15 protein-coding genes are annotated in these 18252 nt (G+C 66.7%); 8 read left to right on the forward strand and 7 right to left on the reverse strand.

Features of this window, described 5'->3' with window-relative positions:
- Positions 1-43 precede the first annotated feature (43 nt).
- From VVD47_RS07875 to VVD47_RS07885, 3 genes are read left to right on the forward strand one after another with little or no spacing between them, the layout of a single operon-like run.
- Positions 44-1246, forward strand: coding sequence for a cation:proton antiporter (locus VVD47_RS07875; protein WP_327602853.1), 1203 nt, complete (start codon positions 44-46; stop codon positions 1244-1246).
- 1 nt (position 1247) lies between these two features.
- Entirely contained in the window at positions 1248-2411 is a 1164-nt protein-coding gene (locus VVD47_RS07880; RefSeq protein WP_327602854.1) for a YbdK family carboxylate-amine ligase, read from the forward strand.
- Complete coding sequence (locus VVD47_RS07885; RefSeq protein ID WP_327602855.1) at positions 2393-3229, forward strand: gamma-glutamyl-gamma-aminobutyrate hydrolase family protein; 837 nt, start codon at positions 2393-2395, stop codon at positions 3227-3229. The genes VVD47_RS07880 and VVD47_RS07885 overlap by 19 nt, the downstream gene beginning before the upstream one ends.
- Before the next feature lie 142 nt (positions 3230-3371).
- Here the strand turns inward: VVD47_RS07885 and VVD47_RS07890 are convergent, their stop codons facing one another.
- The 7 genes from VVD47_RS07890 to VVD47_RS07920 form a co-directional block, all read right to left on the reverse strand.
- Positions 3372-5273: an ABC transporter ATP-binding protein gene (locus VVD47_RS07890; RefSeq protein WP_327602856.1), complete on the reverse strand. Its 1902-nt coding sequence runs from the start codon at positions 5271-5273 to the stop codon at positions 3372-3374.
- 57 nt (positions 5274-5330) lie between these two features.
- The gene (locus VVD47_RS07895; RefSeq protein WP_327602857.1) at positions 5331-5579 is read right to left on the reverse strand and encodes a GNAT family N-acetyltransferase; all 249 of its coding nucleotides are present in this window, start codon (positions 5577-5579) and stop codon (positions 5331-5333) included.
- A 272-nt stretch (positions 5580-5851) separates the two neighbouring features.
- On the reverse strand, positions 5852-7153 hold the full coding sequence (locus VVD47_RS07900; RefSeq protein ID WP_327602858.1) for an MFS transporter: 1302 nt from the start codon (positions 7151-7153) through the stop codon (positions 5852-5854).
- Positions 7154-7292: 139 nt separating this feature from the next.
- Positions 7293-8162: an NADPH-dependent oxidoreductase gene (locus tag VVD47_RS07905; protein ID WP_327602859.1), complete on the reverse strand. Its 870-nt coding sequence runs from the start codon at positions 8160-8162 to the stop codon at positions 7293-7295.
- 114 nt (positions 8163-8276) lie between these two features.
- On the reverse strand, positions 8277-9152 hold the full coding sequence (locus VVD47_RS07910) for an ABC transporter permease (RefSeq protein WP_327602860.1): 876 nt from the start codon (positions 9150-9152) through the stop codon (positions 8277-8279).
- Positions 9153-9162: 10 nt separating this feature from the next.
- Positions 9163-10095: an ABC transporter permease gene (locus VVD47_RS07915; RefSeq protein WP_327602861.1), complete on the reverse strand. Its 933-nt coding sequence runs from the start codon at positions 10093-10095 to the stop codon at positions 9163-9165.
- Positions 10096-10131: 36 nt separating this feature from the next.
- Positions 10132-11325 (reverse strand): ABC transporter substrate-binding protein, encoded by a 1194-nt coding sequence (locus VVD47_RS07920; RefSeq protein ID WP_327602862.1) that lies wholly within the window; start codon positions 11323-11325, stop codon positions 10132-10134.
- A 480-nt stretch (positions 11326-11805) separates the two neighbouring features.
- On the opposite strand from VVD47_RS07920, the gene VVD47_RS07925 reads away from it, so the two are divergent.
- From VVD47_RS07925 to VVD47_RS07945, 5 genes are all read left to right on the forward strand, one after another.
- Entirely contained in the window at positions 11806-12942 is a 1137-nt protein-coding gene (locus VVD47_RS07925) for an ABC transporter substrate-binding protein (protein WP_327602863.1), read from the forward strand.
- A 14-nt stretch (positions 12943-12956) separates the two neighbouring features.
- The gene (locus VVD47_RS07930; RefSeq protein ID WP_327602864.1) at positions 12957-14006 is read left to right on the forward strand and encodes a D-2-hydroxyacid dehydrogenase; all 1050 of its coding nucleotides are present in this window, start codon (positions 12957-12959) and stop codon (positions 14004-14006) included.
- Between the two features lie 245 nt (positions 14007-14251).
- Positions 14252-15259, forward strand: coding sequence for a TauD/TfdA dioxygenase family protein (locus tag VVD47_RS07935; protein ID WP_327602865.1), 1008 nt, complete (start codon positions 14252-14254; stop codon positions 15257-15259).
- A gap of 28 nt (positions 15260-15287) precedes the next feature.
- On the forward strand, positions 15288-16676 hold the full coding sequence (locus tag VVD47_RS07940; protein WP_327602866.1) for an LLM class flavin-dependent oxidoreductase: 1389 nt from the start codon (positions 15288-15290) through the stop codon (positions 16674-16676).
- 250 nt (positions 16677-16926) lie between these two features.
- Positions 16927-18225, forward strand: coding sequence for a serine hydrolase (locus tag VVD47_RS07945; RefSeq protein WP_327602867.1), 1299 nt, complete (start codon positions 16927-16929; stop codon positions 18223-18225).
- Positions 18226-18252: the final 27 nt, after the last annotated feature.

Consider the following 18252-nt stretch of genomic DNA (forward strand, 5'->3'; position numbering starts at 1 on the left):
GGCCCGGCCGATATCGATGCCTGCCCCGGGAGGGTCCAACGCAATGACCGAGTATTTCTTCCTGCCGGCCTGGCCGCCAGTCTTCGGCAACCTGCTGTGGTTCGGCGTCACGCTGCTGGTCGCCGTACTGCTGGGCGAACTTGCCCATCGGCTGCGCCTGCCGCGCATCACCGGCTATGTCTTCACCGGCTTGCTGCTGAGCCCGCAGCTTGGTGGCCAGTGGGCACCCGACATCTTCGAACGCCTGCGCCCGTTCTTCACGGTGGCCTTCGGCCTGCTGCTGTTCGAGCTGGGCCAGCGCATCGACCTGGGCTGGCTGCGCCGCAACCCCTGGCTGCTCGCCACCGGGGTCGCCGAGGCCGGGCTGGCCTTCGTGCTGACCGCGAGCCTGCTGTACTTCATCGACGTGCCCGGCCCGGTGGCGGTGCTGGCCGCGGCGCTGGCCTGCGCCACGGGCCCGGCCGTGGTGCTGTCGGTCTGCAAGGACGCGGCCGCGCGCGGCCCGATCACCGAACGCCTGCACATGCTGGCCGCCCTCAACAGCGCCATGTCCTTCGTCGCGGTAGGCATCGTCTACGCCTGGCAGCACATGACCGATGCCAGCCGCCTGGAAATCAGCCTGCTGCATCCGCTCTATCTCATTGCCGGGTCGGTCGTGCTGGGCGGGTTGCTGGCGCTGGCCGTGCTGGCCCTGCTGGCACGCCTGCGGCCCGCGCACGGCACGCAGACCATCGGCGCCATCGCGCTGATCATCGCCGCGGTTGCGCTGGCCGACACGCTGCAACTCTCCGTCGTCATCACGCTGCTGGTCGGCGGCACGCTGGCACGCGCCTGGGACAGGCAACGCCGCCTGCAGCCGATGGACTTCGGCCTCATCGGTCGCCTCGCGCTGATCGTGGTCTTCGTGTCCACCGGCTCGCTGCTGCAACTCGACGCCGTCGGCGCGGCCATGGTGCCGGCCGTGGCACTGATCGCCGCCCGTGCACTGGGCAAGATCATCGGTGTCTTCGCCTTCGCGTATCCAAGCGGCCTGTCCCAGCGCAAGGCCTCGCTGCTGTCCATCGGCCTGCTGCCCATGACCGGCGCCGCCCTGCTGTGGGTGGAACGCACCATCCAGGTGTGGCCGGAACTGGGCGCGCAACTCGCCGCCATCGTGCTCACCGCGCTGATCATCATGGAAGTGCTGGCGCCACCGGCCCTGCAGTTCGCGCTGAAGCGCGCTGACGAAACCAACCCGGAGCGCTGACATGGCCGCCACTGAAATCCTTGCCGACGCCGCGCAACCCGAGCAGGACTACTCGCTGGACTTCTCGCGGTCCGAGACGCTCACGCTGGGTGTCGAACTGGAGCTGCAGATCGTCAGCCGCCTGGATGGCGACCTCACGCGCGGCGCCACCGAGCTGCTGGCGCTGATCGAGCGCAAGCAGCACCACGGCGACTTCAAGCCGGAGATCACCGAGAGCATGATCGAGGTGAGCACCAGCGTGCATCACAACTGCGCGACGATGAGCGCGGAGCTCACCGACGTACGTCGCACCTTGATCCAGGCCGCCGACCAGCTCAACCTGCTGATCTGCGGCGGCGGCGCCCACCCCTTCCAGCATTGGGCGGAGCGCAAGATCTTCGACAAGCCGCGCTTCCACCACCTGCACGAACAGTACGGCTACCTCGCCAAGCAGTTCACCGTGTTCGGCCAGCACATCCACGTCGGTTGTCCCAACGGTGACGAGGCGCTGTTCCTGCTGCATGCGCTGTCGCGCTACCTGCCGCACTTCATCGCGCTGTCGGCCGCCTCGCCCTACTACCAGGGCGTGGATACCGCCTTCGACTCCTCGCGACTCAACGCCGTGTCCGCCTTCCCGCTGTCGGGCCGCGCGCCGCTGGTGCGCAAGTGGAGCGAGTTCATCGCCTACTTCGAGCACATGCGCGGCTTCGGCGTGGTGGAGAGCATGAAGGACTTCTACTGGGACATCCGCCCCAAGCCGGAATTCGGCACCGTGGAGATCCGCATCTGCGACACGCCGCTGGACATCGAACGCGCCGTGGCGCTGGCCGCCTTCTCGCAGGCGGTGTGCCGCTACCTGCTGATCGAACGCCCCTTTGTCATCGACGAATCGCTGTACGCCGTTTACACCTTCAACCGCTTCCAGGCGGCCCGCTTCGGTTTCGACGGATCGTTCATCGACCCGACCACGCGCGAGAAGAAAGTCCTGCGCGACGATTTCATCGAAACCCTGCAGAAGCTGGCCCCGCATTCGGCCGAACTCGACGTCACCGCCCTGCTGCTGGGGCTTGAAAAGGTGGCGCGTGAAGGCAACGATGCGTTCTGGATGCGCGAAGCGTATGCACCGACCCGCTCCTTCGGCGACCTGGTGTGGCAAGTGGCGCAAAGATGGCGCGGAAACAACTAGAACCTCCTCCTCTTCCTGTTGCCCCTGAACGGCCTGCACCCCTGCGCATCGGGCTCACCGCCCGCCTGCTGCACAAGGTGCCGGCCGAAATGGGTTTCCGCAACAAGACGCTGCAGTACCTGGAGCAATCGCTGGCCCACTGGGTCATCGCGGAAGGCGCGCTGGCCTTCATGATCCCCACGCTGGAGTCCGAAAGCGGCCTGCGCCGTGCCGCGGTGCACGTCAGCGACTACGTGCGCGCCATCGACGGCCTCGTGCTGCAGGGCGGCGCCGACGTCAGCCCGGTGAGCTACGGCGAAGAGGCCCTGCGCCCGGAATGGTCAGGCGACCGCGTGCGCGACCTCTACGAGCTGGACCTCATCTGGGAATGCATCATCCAGGGCAAGCCGGTGCTGGGCATCTGCCGTGGCTGCCAGCTGCTCAACGTGGCGTTCGGCGGCACGCTGTACCAGGACATCGCCACGCAGATCGACGGCGCCCACATCCACGTGGACAAGGAAGCCTACGACACGCACATCCATGACCTGGAACTGCTGCCGGACTCCCTGCTCGCCCGCCTCTACCCGACTATGGGCCAGGCCCAGGTCAACAGCATCCACCACCAGAGCATCAAGGACCTCGGCAACAGCCTGACCGTCGAGGCCCGCTCGCTCGGCGACAACGTTGTGGAAGCCATCCGCTGGAACGGCAGCAGCTTCGTGTACGGCGTGCAATGGCACCCGGAATTCCATCCGCCGGAGGCCAGCCACCTGCTGGATGGTGCGGCGCTGATCGGCGAATTCCTGCGCGAGGCGGCGACGCGCAGGGCACGCGGCTGAAGACCTGCCACGTGCAGGAGTTGCGAGATGCCTTGGGCACGCCAGATGGCTCGGCATCGGCACGGAAGCGAGCAGCACGCCACCGACAAACCAGCTACCCGGCACCGGCAGCTGTCGAGGCCGGCGACGTGCTGATTGCGGCTCAGGCCGGCATCAAGCTTTCTTGCGGGTGGTCGTCCGCCGGCCCCGTGAGCGACGGCGTCGAGATGGTTGCATCCTTGCTCACGGCGGTGTCGCTTGCCGATGCTTCAGGCAGGAAGCCATTCACCTGCCTGCTCCACAGCCGCCAGTACGCGCCTCGCCTCGCCAGCAGTGCTTCGTGCGGACCATCCTCGACGATGCGGCCGTTGTCGAAGACGAGGATGCGGTCCAGGTGGGCGATGGTGGACAGACGGTGCGCCACCACGATCACCGTCTTGTCGCGCATCTCCTCGTCCAGGGTCTGCTGGATAGCCTGCTCGGTAATCGAGTCCAGTGCCGAGGTGGCCTCGTCGAGGATCAGGATGGGCGCGTTCTTCAGGATCACGCGGGCGATCGCGATACGCTGGCGCTGGCCACCGGACAGCTTGACGCCGCGCTCGCCCACCATCGCGTCGTAGCCCTCCTTGATCTGCGCGATGAACTCATGCGCGTGCGCCTTGCGCGCGGCCGCTTCCACCTCCTCGTCGCCGGCCTCGACGCGACCGTAGCGGATGTTCTCGCGCAGGCTGCGATGGAACAGGCTGGGATCCTGCGGAATCAGCGCGAGCTGGCTGTGCAGCGAGTCCTGCGTCATCGCGCGGATGTCATGGCCGTCGATCTCGATGCGGCCGCGCTGGGGATCGTACAGGCGCAACAACAGGCTGACGAAACTGGACTTTCCGGAACCCGACTGGCCGACCAGGCCGACGCGCTGGCCAGCGGGAATCGTGAGTTCGAGTGCCTGGAAAACCGGCTTGTCCGCCGCGTAGTGGAAGTCCACTTTCCTGAAAGCAATGTCGCCACGCGTGACCCGCGCAGGTTGCGCATCGTCGCGGTCCACCAGCTCGTGGGGCTGCACGATGGTGTGCACACCGTTGGCCACGTTGCCGATGAACTCGAAGAATTCCAGGAAGCGGCGACTCAGGTTGCGCGCCTCGTTGATGATCAGCAGCGACAGGCTGACCGCCATGACGAACTCGCCCACTCCGATGGCGCCCTGCCCCCACAGGCGCAGCGCGTAGTACAGCAGGCCGATCTTGAGCACGGCCGCTGCCGAGAACTGGAACCAGCGCACCCGTTCCGAATAATTGTTGGAGCGGCGCACTGCCTTGAACTCGCGACGCAGCGTCTCGTCCAGGTGTGAGCGCTCGAAGCCCAGGCGCGCGAAAAGTCGCACGCTGGTGAGATTGGTCACCGAGTCCACCACTGCCCCGGTCGTCTCGCTGCGTGCCGAGGCTGCCTTGAAGGCGTATGGCTGGCAGGCACGTGCCAGCACGAAGGACAGGCCCACGAAAGCCACTGCCCATATCAGCGCAAAGAGCCCTAGCTGCACATGGGCACCGAATAGCAGTGCCACCGACACACTGATGACGATGGTCGTCGGCCAGAACTCGGTGATGATGGACCACAGCGTCTGCGTCACACCCATCGAGGTCTCCGAGATGCGATGGGCCAGCGCGCCGGCAAAGTTGCTGGCGACGTAGCGGTGCGAGTGATGCTGCAGGTAGTGGTAGAGCGAGCGCGTGACGTTCTGGCGCTGGCGCGGCCCGAGACGGATCTGGATGCCCCCGGCGGTTCGTCCGGCCAGCACCTCGCCGATGCTGAAAGCCACGAACAGCATCAGCGGTCCCTGCAGGGAGGCCATCAGGTCGGCCGATGCACCGCCGCTGGCCGTCACGCGCTTGATGATCTGCGAGATGGCGTAGGGAATCATGATCCCGCAGGTGGCATTGAGCGTCTCGAACACCACCATCGTGCCGTACCACCAGCGGTACTGCAGCACGAAATGCAGGATGAAGCGGAACGGCGTGGTGGGCAGCACCGGGCTGCCTGGAGCACGCTGGAATCTGTAGCTGGACGTCATGGATGGATGAAGAGATGAATGACCGGCCATGCCGGTATAACGATGTCCGTCACGCGCTCAGCCAACGGTCTGCTTTGCTTGCAGGCTGCCGGGACCGGCGCGCAGGTCGATGATCATTCCCTGCTTGGCTTCCGCATCGAAACCCAAGCCGCGATAGAAGCCGAGCGTGGCGGCATCCTTGCGACCGGTCAGCAGCATGCGCTTGTAGCAGTTCGCCGCACGTACGCGCTCGATGGCCTCCCGTAGCACTGCGCCTCCGTGCCCCTGGCGGCGATACGTGGCATCGGTGACTACTTTCTCCCCCAATGCATATGAACGACCGCCACGCGTTCAGGTTGGGCACGGTGCTCAGGCTGCAGGTCGCCACCAGCGTCTCTGGCGATGTCTCTGCCAGGAAACGTCCCAGCACCTGCAAGGCGGGATTGCCGAGGATCGCTGCCCAGGTCGCCGCTGTCACATCCGGCGACGGCGGTGTATCACCGGGATGCAACTGGCCAGGATGCAACTTGCCATAGAGATGGAGCAGCGCGGGCAGGTCCTGCAGCGACAGCGCGCGGATGACCGGAAGAATGCTGCACTCAGGCACTACTTGCACTCGGCTGCGCGAGCGACGGCAATCCAGCGGTAGCAACGGTTGCCGGCACTTCGTTACGCTGCACGTGCGGGAAGCGATCCATCTTGCGCAACACCGGGAACAGCCGGGTCCACAGCACGGTGACACCCAGCGTCGCAATGCCGCCGATGACGATGGCCGGACGCAGGCCGAACCAGCCCGCCGTGGCACCGGACTCGAACTCGCCCAGTTCGTTGGAAGCCCCGATGAACACCGCGCTCACCGCGCTGACGCGGCCGCGGATCTCGTCCGGCGTTTCGAACTGCACCAGCACGTGACGGATGTAGACGCTGACCATGTCTCCCGCGCCGGTCAGCACCAGCGCCGCGAGTGCGATGGCGAAATGCTCGGTACTGCCGAGCACGATGGTGGCGAGGCCGAACACCGCCACGCCACCGAACATCCACGGCCCGACGCGTCGGGTGATCGGCCAGTAGACCAGCGCCAGGGCCGTCAACGCCGCGCCCACCGCCGGCGCGGTACGCAGCAGACCGAGGCCGATGGGACCGGCGTGCAGCACGTCGCGCGCGTAGGCGGGCAGCAAGGCGACGGCGCCCCCGAACAGCACGGCGAAGAGGTCCAGCGATATCGCCCCCAGCACCACTGGCCGCGTACGCACGAAGCGCAGGCCTTCCAGCAGCTCGTGCCAGGCATCGCCCGTGGGCGGACGCAACTCCTGCTTGCTGTGGATGCGCAGCATCAGCACCAGCGACAGCAGCAGGATGATCGCAACCAGCGCATACACAGTGCCCGGCCCCGCCAGGTACAGCACGCCGCCTAGGGCCGGACCGGCAATCACCGCGACGTGGAAGGTGGAGGAACTGAGCGCCACAGCCTGGCCGAAGTCCTCCGCCGGCACGAGGTTCATGATGATGGCCTGCTGCGAGGGCATGGCGAAGGCACGCGCGACGCCGAACAGGGCCAGCACCGCAAACACCGGCCACAACGTCTGCAGGGAAAGCAGCGTGAAGCCAAGCAGCAGCGCTGCACACAACAGCTCGATGGCGAAGCAGCCGGCAATCACGTTGCGCCGGTTGTGCCGGTCCGCCACCTGCCCGGCCGGCAGGATGAGGAACAGGAAAGGCAGGAACTGCGCGAGCCCGATGAGGCCCAGGTCGAACACGTCACCACTGATGGCATACACCTGCCAGCCGATGGCGACGCTCTGCATCTGAACCGCCAGGGTCGCCAGCAGCTTGGCGGAAAGGTAGAAGCTGAAGCTGCGATGACGCAGCACGCCGAAGCCGGATCGAAGTGATGAACTCATTGAGCAGAGATAAGCGAGGAGTGAGTGTGGATCAATAGGGGGACGGGAGAGACACAAGTCGCCATTCCCTGCTCGCAGGGAAGGGCGGCTCGGGGAACGGATGAAGCGAGCACCCGATGACTCGGGAATCGCCTGCCGCTCAGCGCAGCTCGAAGCCCTGATTCGCCAGTGCTTCCTTGAGGCGGTCGCGGCCACGCAGCGCGGCGCCGTCCTTCAGACGCGCCAGGGTGCGTTCCGTCCAGCGTGCGGGCGGTTGGCCCTGCGCGCGGTTGAAGGCCTCGATGTGTGCGTCATAATCGGCGATCCGCTCCGCGATGGGGGCTTGCGAGTACTGCTCGCGATGCAGCATCAGCGACTGGGCCAGGCGCGGCTTCACGTCAGCCGGGCGTGCCGGGTCGGGGCGGCCCAGGGCCAGGCCGAAGATCGGGAACACGTGCTGCGGCAAACCCAGCACGGCCGACACCGGCTCCGGCTGGTTGCGCAGCGCGCCGACATAGACACCCCCGAGGCCCAGCGATTCGGCGGCGGTGAAGACGTTCTGCGCGGCCAGTGCGGCGTCGATGGCACCCATGATGAAAGTGTCCAGGTACTTCAGGCCTTCCGCTGGCGCGGCCGTGTCACGAGCAATCTGCTCGATGCGCGACAGGTCGATCAGCCAGGCGAGGAACACCGGCGCGTCGCGGATGAAACTCTGGTTGCCGGCCAGCTCTGCCAGCGCCGCCTTGCGCGCCGACTGCTCCACCGCCACCACGCTGAACACCTGCAGGTTCGAGGAGCTGGACGCGGATTGCGCCGCAGCGATCAGCCACTCCAGCGTACCGGCCGGCAAGGCATCGGGCAGGAAGGCGCGCACCGAGCGGTGCGACAACAGCGTTTCCAGCACGGGGTTCAGCGCGATGGACGGAACGCCTTCGGGCGCCGTGCCGTAACGGGCACTCAACAAGGCGTGCGGATCAACAACAGGGGCGGTGGCAGAAGGAGAGGAGAGCCTGGGTTCGGGTGCGTTCATGGAGGACTCGACGAGGACAATGCTTCGCTGCGCGAAGTGGAGAGCTGGAAAAACGGCGCTCCCGCGCGACAGGAAATCGCGCGGGAGCCCGGGACAGTAAGGAACTTCAGGTGGCTAGCTGAACTTGGCGATGGACGTCCCCCGCCAGCCGAGAAGGCGCTTCTCCGCAATCTGCGAGGCCGTGTTGAGCAGGTAGCCCACCAGGCCGACGACGATCACGCCGAGGATCACCTGGTCGAACCAGAAGTGTTCGCGGCCATCCACCATCAGGTTGCCGATGCCCACGCCGGAGGTCAGCACGTACTCCGCCCCCAGCGTCGCGATCCACGAGTACATCAGCGCCAGTTGCACACCGGTGAGGATGGACGGCAGCGCGGCCGGCAACACCACGCGGCGGATCAGCTGCCAGCGCGAGTAGTCGAACACGCGCGCCACTTCCACCAGCTCGCGCGGCACGCTGCGGATGCCCTCATAGGTGTTCAGCACCGTCGGGAAGAAGGCGGCCAGCGACAGGAAGGCCACCTTGGCCGGATCGCCGAGTCCGAACCACAAGGACAGCAGCGGAATCCAGGCCAGCAGGGACACCTGCTTGACGGTGTGGAAGCTGGGGCCGACCACGCGGTCGATCCAGCGCGAGAAGCCCATGCCCACGCCGACCACCAGCCCGATCACCGAGCCGATGCAGAAGCCGATGACGTCACGACGCAGGCTGGCGTACAGCGACTCCCACAGGTAGCCGTTGGAAGACAGGCGCAGGAAGGTGTCCCACACCTGTTCCGGCGGTGCCAGGAAGTCTGTGCGCACCCAGCCGAAGCGGAAGGCGCTGGACCACAGCACCAGCAGCAGCACCGGGATGGTCAGGCCGCGCAGCACCTTCTTCCAGCGCGGCGTGGGGCCGGCGACGGCCTTCTTCTTCGGCACGACCGCGGTCACCGCGCGGGGTGCGGCAGCGAAGCCGGTGGGCTGCGCCGGGGTTTCGGATCGACTCATCGCATGCTCCTCAGAAACTCTCGCGGCGCCAGCGCAGCAGGCGTCGCTCCACCAGCTCCAGGCCCTTGTCCAGCGTGAAGCCGACAGCGCCCACGACGATCACCGCGGACATCACCACGTCGAGCTGGAACAGCTGGCGGCCATACACCAGCAGGAAGCCCAGGCCTTCGCTGGACGCCAGCAGCTCCACCGCCACCAGCGCCAGCCAGGCCTTCGTCATGCCGAAGCGCACACCACTCCAGATCTGCGGGAATGCGGCCGGGAAAACCACCTTGCGCAGCAGCTGCGCACGCGTGAAGTTGTAGACCCGCGCCACCTCGATCAGGCGTGTCGGCACGTTGCTGATGCCCTGGTAGGTGTTGATCGCTACCGGCACCAGCACCGCCTTGGTGATGAGGATGATCTTCAGCGATTCCTCGATGCCGACCAGCATCATCAGCAGCGGCAGCCAACCCAGCGAGGGCACCTGCGCGAAGGCGTTGAAGATGGGATGGATGTAATCCTTCGCCACCGGCGACAGGCCCATCGCCACACCCAGCACGAGACCGAGGCCGGCGCCGATGAGGAAGCCATACACCACGCGCAACAGGCTGATGCCGAGGTTGGTGGTGATGTCGCCGCTCTGCCACAGCTCACCGAAAGTCTGCGCCACGAAGGCCGGCGGCGGCAGGATCTGCTCCGCCACCCAGCCGTACTTCGCCGCTGCCCACCAGAGGGCGAACACCGCCAGCGGCAGCACCCAGGCGAGGAGGAAACGGCCCGTCGCGGCCTGCCAGTTATCGCGGACGGATTGCAGGCGGGCCTCGACCCAGATGGAGAATGCGGACGGACGCCGGGATGCGGCAGGCTCGGCACCAAGGCCCAGCCCACCGCCCGCCGGCAGCTCGACCGCCAGCTCGCTGCCGGTGAGTGCCGTCCGGTGAGGAACGAGGAAGGATGACATGCGGGTCTCCTGGAAAAGCGGGCAGCGGCCGGTGGCTTACTTGGCTGCCGTATTGGCGGCAGTCTTCGCAGCCGGCGGAGCGGCCTTGTCACTGGCTGCACTACCGCGGGCAGCGCCCTTGATGGGCTTGCCGTTCACATCCAGCGGCACCCAGAAGCCTTCGAGCTTTTCTTCCTTCAGCACCGCATTGAGGAAGCTGCGATCCACCCAGGGTTCGACATCGAAAGTCTTGCGGGTGAGCTTGTACTCCAGCGCGTCTTTCACGACATCCTTGTAGCGGCCGACCAGGAAGGGGTCGAAGTACGGGCTGAAACGATCCTTCAGGTCAGGACCGTAGTCTTCTTCAAGAATGCCCACGGTATACACGCCGGGAATCGCCCACAGCTTCAGCACCTCGGCACGGTTCTCCGGCAAGGACCCCCAATGCGCGGCCTTCACCAGCACCTTGACGATGCGCTTGGTGGTCTCCGGATACTTGGTGGCGAACTCGTCATCCACGTGGATGTGCGCCTGGCGGGTATAGATCGGCGAATCGCCGTTGCTGGTGTAGAGGATCTTCAGCTTTCCTTCGTCGCGCAGGGTCAGCAGGTCGATGCTGCCGAACAGGGCGTCGATGTCGCCATTCAACAGCGCTGCCTTGCCACTGGCGGTATCCAGGTTCACCACGCGGATGTCGCGCTCGGTCAGGCCGTTGGCGCGCAGCAGACGGTTGATCGGCGTCTGCGAGTTGGTGCCCTTGAAGAAGGACACCTTCTTGCCCTTCAACTCTTTCACTGACTTCAACGTGGAGTTCGGCGGGACCGCCAGGTAGATGTTGTTGCGGTGGTTGTTGGCGAACAGCAGACGCGTCTTCAGGCCGGCAGCACGACCAATCACGGAAGGCAGGTCACCATGGGCAGCAAAATCGATCTGCTTGTTGGTGAAGGCTTCATTCACTGCCGGACCCGCACCCTTGAAGAAGAAGAACTCGATCTTCGTCTTGTCGTTCTTGAACTCCTCTTCAAACCAGCCCTTGGTGAAGGCAATGCCTGCACTGCCCAGGGTGTACTGCGGCGGCGAGCCGACCTTGGGGCTGGCGAAGGCAAATCGGATTTCCGCGGGCGGCGCTTCCGCCGCGGCCGGCAGCGCGGTGGCGGCCAGGGTGGTGACGAGCCCCAGCGCAGCAGCGAGGCGGCCCAGGAAGGCGGGACGTCGCAGGCGACGGCTGTTGGCGATGTGGGTGGATTTCATGCTGATGCTCCTGTTATGTCGTGAGGGCGTTTCACCACCTGACCCGTGTCGGGCCAGGAGCGTTGGAACCCTCCTTCGCAACTAGCGTGCCGAGACGGTAAATCCCCGTTTCACGGGGCTTTTCGGCGATTCCCGTCGCACAGGAACGCGCGGCCATGTACGTCACGCAGCATCCGCACCGCACGCTGCTGCGAACGGTTCAGAAGCAGAACGAATATCCGGCATGGGCGCGCCGTATATGAGCAAGCCCGGCACCGCGCCGTCGCACCTGCCCGACACGCACCTGCTGCGCAGCCCACACAGCCGCCGCGACGCTGTCGCGCGTCGCACAGTGTCCGGCGTGCTCCTGCTGGTCGCGCAGCAGAACGGAAATACCCAAGGCATGTGGACCGCAAGTTGCAGAACGAACGCTGCAAGGCGGCCCCGCTCCATTCCCTGCCGGCCCGCCACCCACTTCCCTACCAACGAACGGAACCCACCATGCACAAGGAATCCACATCGCGTATCCGCCAGCCACTCCTCGCGGCGCTCTACCTCCTGCTCGCACTCCTCGGCCTGGCCGGCGTCGGTGCGGCACGCGCCGAGGAGCCGCCCGCCGTCATCCGCTTCGGCGTATCCAACGCTGGCGTCGGCAATCCCCCGCGCGTGGGTACCGGCTGGAACGCCGTCGCCCAGCAACGTGGATTCGTGGAAGAGGAATTCAGGAACGACAAGACCAAGGTCGAGTGGATCTTCTTCAAGGGCCAGGGCCCCGCCGTCAACGAAGCCTTGACCAACAAGCAACTGGATTTCACGACACTGGGTGATCTGCCCTCCATCGTCGGCCGCTCGGTCGGCGTGCCGGCGCGCCTGGTGCTGGTGACTGGTCGCACCAACACCTACCTGATCGCCCGCACCGGTAGTGGCATAGAGAAGTTCAGCGACATCCGCGGCAAGCGCATCGGCCTGCACAAGGGCACCGCCACGCAACTGGCCGCCAACCGCGCCTTCCAGCGCCACAAGCTGACCGAGCGCGACGTCAAGCTCGTGAACCTGGAGCCGGCAGCGTCCCTCGCCGCCTTCCAGTCCGGCGACCTCGACGCGGTGTTCGGCAGCAACAACAACCTGTTCCTGGTCGACAAGGGCGAAGGCAAAGTGGTGTACAGCACGCGTGAAGAGCCCACCAACAACGGCCAGGGCCACATCCTCGTACACGAGGACTTCTCGGCGAAGTACCCGGAGACCACCAAGCGCATCGTCAAGGCGCTGCTGAAAGCTGCGCACTACACCTCGGAAGACGTCAACCGCGCCGAGGTCATCAAACTGTGGGCCTCCGCCGGACGCGTCACCGAAGCCCACTACAACTGGGAGTACCAGGGCGTGCCACTGGCCTGGCGTTTCTCGCCGTTGTTCGACGCCTACGCGGTCGCGCGCAACAAGCAATCGGTGGAAGAGGCCTTCCAGTACAAGCTGATCCGCAAGAAGTTCGACGTCGATCAATGGATCGACCGGCGCTGGCAGAACGCCGCGCTGAAGGAGCTGCAGCTGGAGAACTACTGGACCCAGTTCGATGCGAACGGCAAACCATTGCGCGACACCGGTGGCGCCCGCGTCGAACGCCTTGGCAGCAGTCGCTGACACGAGACGCGCCCATGAGCCTTGATGCTAGGAGCACCGCAGGCGTTGCCACGGCCAGCCATGCAGAGCCCGACCTGCAGTCGCTGCACAACATCGTGCTGAGCAATCCACGCGCCGGCGAGGACCTGGTGCACTTGCAGGCCACCTGGCCGCAGCTCGCCTTCAGCGTCGCCCATGGTGAGGACTGGCGTACTCAGGTGGCGGACGCCGAAGCCATCCTGCTGCGCTACGACCTGGGTATCGACGAAGTGCTGGCCCATGCGCCTCGCCTGCGCTGGATCCACGCGCTCGGTGCGGGCGTGGACCGCGTACTGTCGCAGCGCCTGCGCGACAGCGGCATCCTGCTGACCAACAGCAGTGGTGTGCACGCGACAAACATCGCGGAACACATCCTCGCGCTGGCGCTGTCCTTCGCGCGGCAACTGCACGTACTGGGCCGCGCCCAGGCACGCAGCGAATGGCTGGGACCTACCGGCAAGGGTGCCTACAAGCCGCTGCCCGGGGTGTTTGAACTGGAGGGACAGACCCTGGCCGTCATCGGACTGGGCGCCATCGGCCAAGCGCTGGCGCGCAAAGCGGAAGCCCTGGGGCTGCACGTGCTGGGCGTACGTCGCAGCAAGACCGGCGACAAGGTGTCGGGTGCTCATGAGGTCTTTGATGCCTCGGGATTGGATGCCGTGCTGGCCCGGGCCGATCACGTCGCCATCACGCTACCGCTGACGGCGGAGACACAAGGCCTGTTCGACGCCGCCAGGATCGCCCGTATCAAGCGCGGCGCCTACGTGTACAACATAGGCCGCGGTCCGATCATCGACAGCCCGGCATTGCTGGCCGCGCTGGACAGCGGTCACCTTGCCGGTGCCGGCCTGGACGTCACCGACCCGGAGCCGCTGCCACCCGAGGCCACACTGTGGCTGCACCCCAAGGTCATCATCACCGCGCACACTTCCGGCAGCACACCGCACAACGGCGCCCGCACGCTACGCATCTTCAGTGACAACATCGGGCGCGCGCTGCGTGGCGAGCCGTTGCACAACGTGGTGGACAAGCAGCTCGGCTACTGAGACCAGCCCGCACTGTCGCAATCCGGGCAGTGCCTGCGGCCTCCTGTTGCATCCGCCGCAGCAGGTCGCACTGCGTGCATTCGTGCCGGTTACCGCCAGTACCCGCGAACGCCCGCCCAAGCAGGCTCTCCCTGTCGTGCCGCAATCGACGCTGGCCACTGGCACGACGCATGCAATGGGCTCCTACCCGAACCCGAGCGAACGCCGCGCAACACCTGGCGCCCTCGCCTGTCACAGGAGCCCGCATGAGCACCGTTGCCGAACCCCTCGCTTCCAGTCCCGTCCTCGTGGCGCCCAGTCCCGCGCCGCTCGACAACACGCGCTTCGCCATCACGCCGCTGTTCACCCAGTTGTCGCTGGCCGTGCACGCCGCCGCGTACAGCGACCTGCCCGCCCAGCGCGCCGACGACGTCAGCATCACCGCCACCGGTGGCGGCGTCGGTGCCGTGGTGCGCAATCTCGACGGCCGCCGTCCCCTGACGGCCGCGCTGGTGCAGCGCCTGCAGAACGCGCTGGACGACAACGGCATCCTGGTCTTCAAGCAGCAACTGTTGAGCGACGAACAGCTGCTGGCCTTCGCCACGCACTTCGGGCCGGTGTTCCATTCGCCGGCCGACGTGCCGGTGCTGGGCTCGTCCGATCACGGCGGCACCGCGCCCGACGTGGTGCCGGTGGCCAACGTGGAGGGCGGCTACACCGGCAACGGCGAGCTGTATCCGCACATCGACCACCAGTGGACGCCGCTGCCCTCCGCCGGCTCGCTGCTGTACGCGCAGGAAGTGCCGCGCGTGGGTGGCGACACCACCTGGTACAACCTTGCCCAGGCCTATGCCGACCTGGACGAAGAGACGCAGCGCCGCATCGAGGGCCTGCAGCTCATCACCTACAACCCCTTCGTGCGCGCCAGCGGCCAGAAGCGACCGCTCTACCGCACGCCGGACGTCACCCCGCTGGGCCACGGCTTTCCGCATCCGCTGGTGCGCACCCATCCGCGCAGCGGCCGCCGGATCCTGTTCCTCGCCACCCACTCCGAGGTGGAGCTGGTCGGCGTGGAGCCCAGCGTCGGCATCGCGCTGATCGCGCATCTGCGCGCCCACCTGTCGCAACCGAAGTACCAGTACACCCACCGCTGGGAAGTGGGCGACATCGTGCATTGGGACAACCAGGCCACCCTGCATGCGCGCACCGCCTTCGACGCCGGCGAGCGCCGCGTGCTCAAGCGCGTGAGCCTGGCCGGTGCCCGTCCTTTCTGACTTTCTCGGAACCTCCCGGAGACTTCCCATGAGCCAACGCAAGCTGCGCCTCGGCGCTTTCATCATGGCCACCGGCCACCACGTCGCCGCCTGGCGCCATCCCGGATCGCAGATCGATTCCGGCGTGAACATCGATCACTACATCGAGGTCGCGAAAACCGCCGAGCGCGGCCTGTTCGACCAGGTCTTCGTCGCCGACAGCCCGGGCATCCGCTGGATCAACGACCCGGAGGCCTTCAGCCGCCAGGGCCGCGTGTCGCACTTCGAGCCGGTCACGCTGTGGGCCGCGCTCGCCGTCGCCACCAAGCACATCGGCTTCGTCGCCACCGCCTCCACCACCTACGAAGATCCCTTCCTGCTGGCGCGCAAGTTCGCCTCGCTGGACCACATCTCCAAGGGGCGTGCCGCGTGGAACGTGGTCACCACCAGCGCCGAGACGGTGTTCGGCAACTTCGGCTACGACAAGCACCCGGAGCCGGAGCTGCGCTACGAGCGCGCGCATGAATTCGTCGACGTCGTGAAGGGCCTGTGGGACAGCTTCGAGGACGATGCCTTCAAGCGCGACGCAGCGTCCGGCGTGTACTTCGATCCGGCCAAGCTCCACAAGATCAACCACGACGGCAAGTTCTTCAAGGTGAGTGGTCCGCTGAACATCGAGCGCCCGCCGCAGGGCTACCCGGTGATCGTGCAGGCCGGCTCCAGCGAGCCCGGCCGCGAACTGGCCGCCGCCACCGCGGAAGCCATCTTCACCGCGTGGACCAGCCTCGCCGAAGCGCAGGCTTTTTACCGCGACATCAAGGGCCGCATGGCGAAGTACGGCCGCCGCCCGGAAGAGCTGCTGGTCCTGCCCGGCATCTCGCCGGTGATCGGCCGTACCGAGGAGGAAGCGCAGGCGAAGTGGGCGAAGCTGCAGGGTCTCATCCACCCGTCGGTGGGCCTGGGCGAGATCGCCAAGTTCTGGCCCGGCGAGGACGTCACGACATGGAACCTCGACGCACCGCCGCCCTACTACCCCGAGCTGGAAAAGGGTCGCAACAGCCGCCAGAACGTGGTGCTGACGCTGGCAAAGCGCGAGGGCTTCACGGTGCGCCAGCTCTACGAGTACCTCGCCGGTGCGCGTGGCCACTGGGTGGTGGTGGGCACGCCGCAGACCATCGCCGACAGGATGCAGGAGTGGTTCGAGAACGAGGCGGCAGACGGCTTCAACGTGATGCCGCCGGTGCTGCCGGAGTCACTCGACGAATTCGTCGACCTCGTGGTGCCGGAGCTGCAACGCCGCGGCCTGTTCCGCACCGAGTACGAGGGCAGGACCCTGCGCGAGAACCTGGGGCTGGCCCGCCCGGCCAACCAGTTCACCGTCGCCCGTCGGCTGGGTGCCGCGCAGGCCGCGACGAAGTCCGCCGATACGGTCGCCTGACCGGCTGAACCTGCCGCAGCGGGACTCCGTCCCGCTGCGGCAGCTGGCGGCACCAGATTCGTCGGGCGGCTCGCCGACCTGACGATAGGACGCCTCTTACAACGTCCCCGCACCGCAGCACCGTAACTTGAGCCGATCCGTCCTGACCGGGACCCGGATCGTGCATCACGCAACTCTTCGTTCCCACCGGCGGCATTGCGATGGCCATAGCGATCGCGTGTCGCCACAGCAGCTTGCAGCGGACCGCGCCGTGCGCCCGCCGCAGCGTCGCCCTGCGCGTGCGCTGCGTGCACTCGCGGTGAGCGTCGCGCTGGCGCTCGGCAATCCGGTGACCAGCGCGGCGGACCCCTTGGCCGATGCGCCCGCCGCAGCGTGGACCAAGCGCTTCGAAAAAGCGCTGGACGTGGTGGACGCGGAACATCGCGGCGCGGAGATCGGCGTCTACGTGCGTGACCTGGAGTCAGGCCAGACCGCACGCTACCGCGCCAGCGAGACCTGGTACCTCGCGTCCACCGTCAAGGTGCCGGTGGCCATCGCCGTGCTGCGCGGCGTCGACGCGGGGCTGTTCACGCTGGACAGCAAGATCACCCTACGTGCCGCGGACTACGTGGACGGCGCCGGCCTCACCAACCGCCAGCGCGTCGGCGCGCACCTGAGCGTGCGCTTCCTGCTGGAGCAGATGATCATCCACAGCGACAACACGGCCAGCGACATGCTGATCGAGCTGGTGGGCATCCGTAACGTCAACTACGTGGCCCGCGAGATTGGCGGCGACGACTTCGGCCGCATCACCACGCTGGGTGACGTACGTCGCCTGGTGTATGGCGAGCTGACTCCGGCGGCGGAACGGCTGGCCGGCACCGACCTGTTGCTGCTGCACCGGCAGGTTCGCGACAAGGACCGCCTGGCGCTGCTGTCCCGCCTCACCGAGACACCCGTCGCGAGGTTCAGGCGCGCATCGCTGGACGAAGCCTTCGCCGCCTACTACGCGAGCGGCGTGAACAGCGCACGCCTGTCCGCCTACGGCGAACTGCTGGAAGCCCTCGCCGATGGCGAGCTGCTGTCCGCGAAACAGACCGACTACCTGCTGGGCGTAATGCGCCGCACCGCCACCGGCACGCATCGGGTGAAGGCCGGCCTGATTCCCGGCGCGCAGTTCGCCCACAAGACCGGCACCCAGCGCCGGCGCATCTGCGACAGCGGCGTCATCACCGTGCCGCACGGCCTGCACATGCAACGCATCGTCATAGCCGCCTGCGCGCGCGGCGAACTCTCACTTGAACGGTCCGAACGCGCGCTGCGCGACGTCGGCGTGGCGCTGTGCCGCTCCGGCCTGATAACAAGAGGAATCCCCGATGAACCAAGCTGCCCCCCACTCTCGCGAGAAGAAGTCCTGTCCGCCGCAACACCTGTGCCGCCCACCGTCCCGCCTGCCGTGGCGCCTGCAACCCGCGCCGGAGGACCCGGCCACGCCACCGGCCAGCGCGCCCCCGCTGCGCAGCCTGCTGCTCGCCCTGCTGGCGGCGTGCCTGCTGGTCCCCCACGTTGAGACGGCCAGCGCACAGGACGCGCAGGG

This window comes from Uliginosibacterium sp. H1, assembly GCF_036017065.1.
GTDB lineage: Bacteria > Pseudomonadota > Gammaproteobacteria > Burkholderiales > Rhodocyclaceae > Uliginosibacterium.